This is a genomic window from Paraburkholderia podalyriae (genome assembly GCF_014397785.1).
GTDB lineage: Bacteria > Pseudomonadota > Gammaproteobacteria > Burkholderiales > Burkholderiaceae > Paraburkholderia > Paraburkholderia podalyriae.
On record NZ_VZQQ01000162.1, the window covers coordinates 1 to 3,666 of the forward strand.

3 protein-coding genes and 4 pseudogenes are annotated in these 3,666 nt (G+C 58.7%); 3 read left to right on the forward strand and 4 right to left on the reverse strand.

Annotation, left to right across the window (positions count from 1 at the left end):
• A pseudogene (locus F6X42_RS45065) lies at positions 1–119 on the reverse strand (CapA family protein); the annotation flags it as partial.
• 161 nt (positions 120–280) lie between these two features.
• On the opposite strand from F6X42_RS45065, the pseudogene F6X42_RS41945 reads away from it, so the two are divergent.
• Positions 281–524: pseudogene (locus F6X42_RS41945) on the forward strand (integrase); the annotation flags it as partial.
• Between the two features lie 210 nt (positions 525–734).
• Here the strand turns inward: F6X42_RS41945 and F6X42_RS41950 are convergent.
• Positions 735–923 (reverse strand): hypothetical protein, encoded by a 189-nt coding sequence (locus tag F6X42_RS41950; protein WP_187639633.1) that lies wholly within the window; start codon positions 921–923, stop codon positions 735–737.
• Positions 924–1,235: 312 nt separating this feature from the next.
• On the opposite strand from F6X42_RS41950, the pseudogene F6X42_RS45070 reads away from it, so the two are divergent.
• A pseudogene (locus tag F6X42_RS45070) lies at positions 1,236–1,487 on the forward strand (IS6 family transposase); the annotation flags it as partial.
• A 26-nt stretch (positions 1,488–1,513) separates the two neighbouring features.
• Here F6X42_RS45070 and F6X42_RS41955 read toward each other — a convergent pair.
• Both F6X42_RS41955 and F6X42_RS41960 read right to left on the reverse strand, forming a co-directional pair.
• Positions 1,514–1,786, reverse strand: a pseudogene (locus F6X42_RS41955) (IS6 family transposase); the annotation flags it as partial.
• 496 nt (positions 1,787–2,282) lie between these two features.
• Positions 2,283–3,299, reverse strand: a complete 1,017-nt coding sequence (locus F6X42_RS41960) for an IS110 family RNA-guided transposase (RefSeq protein WP_187639634.1) — start codon at positions 3,297–3,299, stop codon at positions 2,283–2,285.
• An 82-nt stretch (positions 3,300–3,381) separates the two neighbouring features.
• Between F6X42_RS41960 and F6X42_RS41965 the strand changes: the two genes are divergently transcribed.
• Complete coding sequence (locus F6X42_RS41965; RefSeq protein WP_376776532.1) at positions 3,382–3,648, forward strand: SET domain-containing protein-lysine N-methyltransferase; 267 nt, start codon at positions 3,382–3,384, stop codon at positions 3,646–3,648.
• Positions 3,649–3,666 lie beyond the last annotated feature (18 nt).

Below are 3,666 nucleotides of genomic sequence, written 5' to 3' on the forward strand. Positions count from 1 at the left end.
CCTCTCGCCGAACGCATATAGGGTTCGAAGAGATGGGGCCGGTTCGGATGCGGCAGTATCTGATCGATACCGCGTCCCAACATCACGTCCCCGCACAGAAACAGCTTGACGCAGTTCATCCTTCGGGGAAAAACCAATGTTCCCGGTGCAGAAAGCCGCCCAAGACGCCTTCAAGATAGTTTGCTGGCACTTCGGCGTCCAGAGTTCGGGGCTGTACAGAAGCGCCTGCCGCGTGCAGTCACTGCTTCGCACTCGCGACGCAGGTTCTACAATCGTCCCGCTCTCATCGCTCACGACCGACGATGCGATCGCGTACCGGGGCGTTCCGGCGCCGGCCGGCGCCGGCCGCGCGCTGGACGGGCCCGCCGCGGCCGCGCGATTCCGCCGAATGGCGGCCGTTCGCGCGCGGCCTGACGGTCCGCTCCGCCGCGTATGCGCTCGCCGCGCTGCGCGCGCTCTTTGCGTGGCTCGCCGGCCAGCACTACGTGATCATCAATCCGTTTGCCGGCGTCATCGTGCGCGGCGACACTCCGAATTCTTGAGCGTTCGTGGCAGACGGGTTTGCGGCCCACGCTAACGTTCAATGTGCACATCGACCGCGTCGTGCGAATCTCGATGCGCAGTGCAGCCCATTCTCAGATGATTTTGGACGCAGCCGGCCGGAGCACCATATCGCATGGCGCCTCCTGAATTGCTAGCCCTCTTTCACTGAGCGCCTAGGAGCGGACTCCTCATCAGCGTCTCGTAATGTTGACGGCCACGATTTCATATCCGGGGTCGGCGTGCTCGTTCGCGACTTTGTTCGCTTCCTCATACGAGAGAAAGGATGTGGCTTCCTTAATCTCTGGTGCCATGCCGATATCGCCGTCCTCTGCGGTGCAGAGGAACTTCTCGCCAGTCTTCGCGACGTAGACGGTCGTCATGTCTCCCTCCATGGCTTGCAGGGAACTTCCAGTCTAGCAGGCCGGAAGGGTGCACACGGTTCGCTGAGTCGTTTCCGTAACGTCCTCGCCAGAGGCGTTCCGCCCTCCGATTTTTTATGCGTCATTCCATAACTCTGTTCGCAACCCATCAGTCAAATTGATGTACCGTCATCCTTCAGCATCCCCGTCATAGCGGTTGCGTCATAGGCCATGTGCTGCCCCTAAAGGCCAGCCCTTTCAAGATGGCTCTGGTGCAAATAGCGCGGGGGCGAATCGGTTAAGGTATCGGGCTGAACGAATTGAGAACCGACGATGGGCAAGCTGAAGAGCCTTGACGAACTGTTCGCAGGCCGTCACTTTGACCGCGATGTGATCATCCTGTGTGTTCGCTGATACCTGCGCTACAAGCTTAGCCTGCGCGATCTGGTCGAGATGATGGCGGAACGGGGTCTGTCGCTGGCGCACACGACGATCCTGCGCTGGGTGCGGCGCTTTGCGCCGGAGTTCGTGAAACGGTGGAACCGCTTTGGCAGGCCCACCGGGCAGTCGTGGCGTGTCGACGAAAGTGTGTCACGAACACAAGCTTTCGCTTGTGTTCGTGACACACTTTCGTCCATCCGCCAGCTCTTGCCGACCGGGCGCTTGCAGCGGCGGAACGCCTTTTCAAGCACCGGCAGAAGCTTGATGGCCCACCGGTGCACGGTCGAATGATCGACTGCGATCCCGCGTTCGGCCATCATCTCCTCGAGATTGCGCAAGCTCAGCGGGTAGGCCACGTACCAACGCACGCACACCAACATTATCTCGAGCGGATAGTGCAACCGCTTCAGCACCTTGGCTACCGCCGGACTCAGCGCTTTCATTGTCGTTCACATCATTCTGTAAGGTCCCGCAGCATACCAGCCTCCGCTATTGCAACACCCATTAGCCCGCCGAAGTCAAGGTACAAATGTATCCATCGCCGGATAACAATGACGATGGTAGTTTCATCGTCATTGTTATCCGGCGAAATACCTTCCGTCGACCTGTCGTGGCTGTCTGCAAGGTCGGTATCGCATCCGTTTTCTCGAGCTGGTTGCGAACCGGATCGCACCAAACACCCATCGGGATCAAGCATGCCGTGATGTTACTCACGGTTGCCTGGCGGCTATCGCCGCCCCAGAGAAACGTTGGTACCAGACAAGGTCCAAGTGGTTCCGCAGAACCGTGGCTGTTGCGTACGCAACGCCAGTCAAGTGTGGCTCATTGCCTGGACGACCCGGTTATCTGCAAACAGGCGGTGGTGCAAGGGGAAAACCCAATCAGAACCGTGGCTCTTCACCAGTTGCAATACTGGGTTCGTTCCCCTTGCACCACCGTTTAGCCGAAGCAGCGGGTTACCTCAAATGGCTTGTGCTCCCGAAGTATGTGAAAGCACGCACGCGCCAGTTTGTGCGCCAGCGCCTTGATCGCGACAATCCCGTTTCGCGCGCGTTTCTTGCGCTCGTAAAAGCGCCTGGCTTCCGGGCACGAACGGATGGCAAAGTTGGCGGCCTCGACAAACGCCCAGGCCAGATATTTGTTGCCGTTCTTCGTATTGCCTTTGCCTTTCTTCCTGCTGTTGCTCTCTCGTCGGCTGTCCACACAGCGGCAGTACGAGCTGAAATTGCCGACGTCGGCAAAGCGCGAGATGGTTCCGGTTTCCAGCATGATGGTGGTTGCCAGGATCGGACCGATGCCGGGTACCGACTTCAATAAGGCGTAGTCCGGACGCAGTTTCACCCGCTCATTGAGTCGCTTCTCGATGATCCCGATCTGTTCCTGCAAGGTTTGCATGACCGCCAGATTGGCTTGCACCGCGAGCGTCACATCAGGTTCAAAACCGAATCCGTTGACCTGCGTCTGATCCAGACACTTGACCCGCTCACCCTGCATCTGGGCGCCAGTATGGCGTGAGAACAGGTTTTCGATCGCAAGGATCTGGGCCGTTCGGCACTGCACCAGTTGCATCCGCTTGCGCGAGAGGTCCCGCACCGGACGTTCTTCTGCAGGATAAATGTACCCTTCCGGCAATAGCCCCAGACGCAGAAGTTGGGCGAGATGAGCGGCATCGGTAAAGTCGCCACTATATTTCAGTCCATCGTACTGTCTGATGGCCGCGGGGTTGGCCAGATGCACATGGTAGCCATCGTTCATCAACTCATCCACAAGCCAGTACCAGTTGAACGTTGCTTCGATAACAACCCCAACCAGATCTACGCGGTGCGGCGCCAGCGCGGCCCGGATCTGGACCGGATCGTTCGGTAACCGCCGCTGATAGACAACCCGATCAGCTTCATCGCTGACCACGACCACACTGTTGTTCGAGTGCAGGTCGATTCCACTAAACTTGTTCATGCCGGCCTCCTGTGCGTCACGTCGGTATTCGCACCCTGACTCTACGCCAGCCGTTCGAGTCGAACGGAGGGAGGCTGGCTATATGATTATCAGAACCCTTAACCATGCCTGCGTCGCCAACTGTGAGGCCGTCGAGGATAATGGAAGGGTCTACATTCAGGCGGTGTCGGATATTCAGCCCGGCGAGGAGCTGTTCATCGCATACGGTCTCACGACAGAGGGGCGCGCCTCGGCAGCAGGGCGAGCGCAGTATGCGTGCCGCTGCGGCCACCGGCGATGTCGCGGAACGATGCTCGCTGGTAGTTCATTGCGCTTTTCCGACTCATTCAAGGTTGAGCAGGCCAATTAACGAATCGACGCCAGAGAA

Excerpts from the sequence above, each read along its gene's own strand:
- F6X42_RS41960 (WP_187639634.1), bottom strand. The coding sequence starts at position 3,299 with ATGAACAAGTTTAGTGGAATCGACCTGCACTCGAACAACAGTGTGGTC.
- F6X42_RS41965 (WP_376776532.1), top strand. The coding sequence starts at position 3,382 with ATGATTATCAGAACCCTTAACCATGCCTGCGTCGCCAACTGTGAGGCC.
- F6X42_RS41950 (WP_187639633.1), bottom strand. The coding sequence starts at position 923 with ATGACGACCGTCTACGTCGCGAAGACTGGCGAGAAGTTCCTCTGCACC.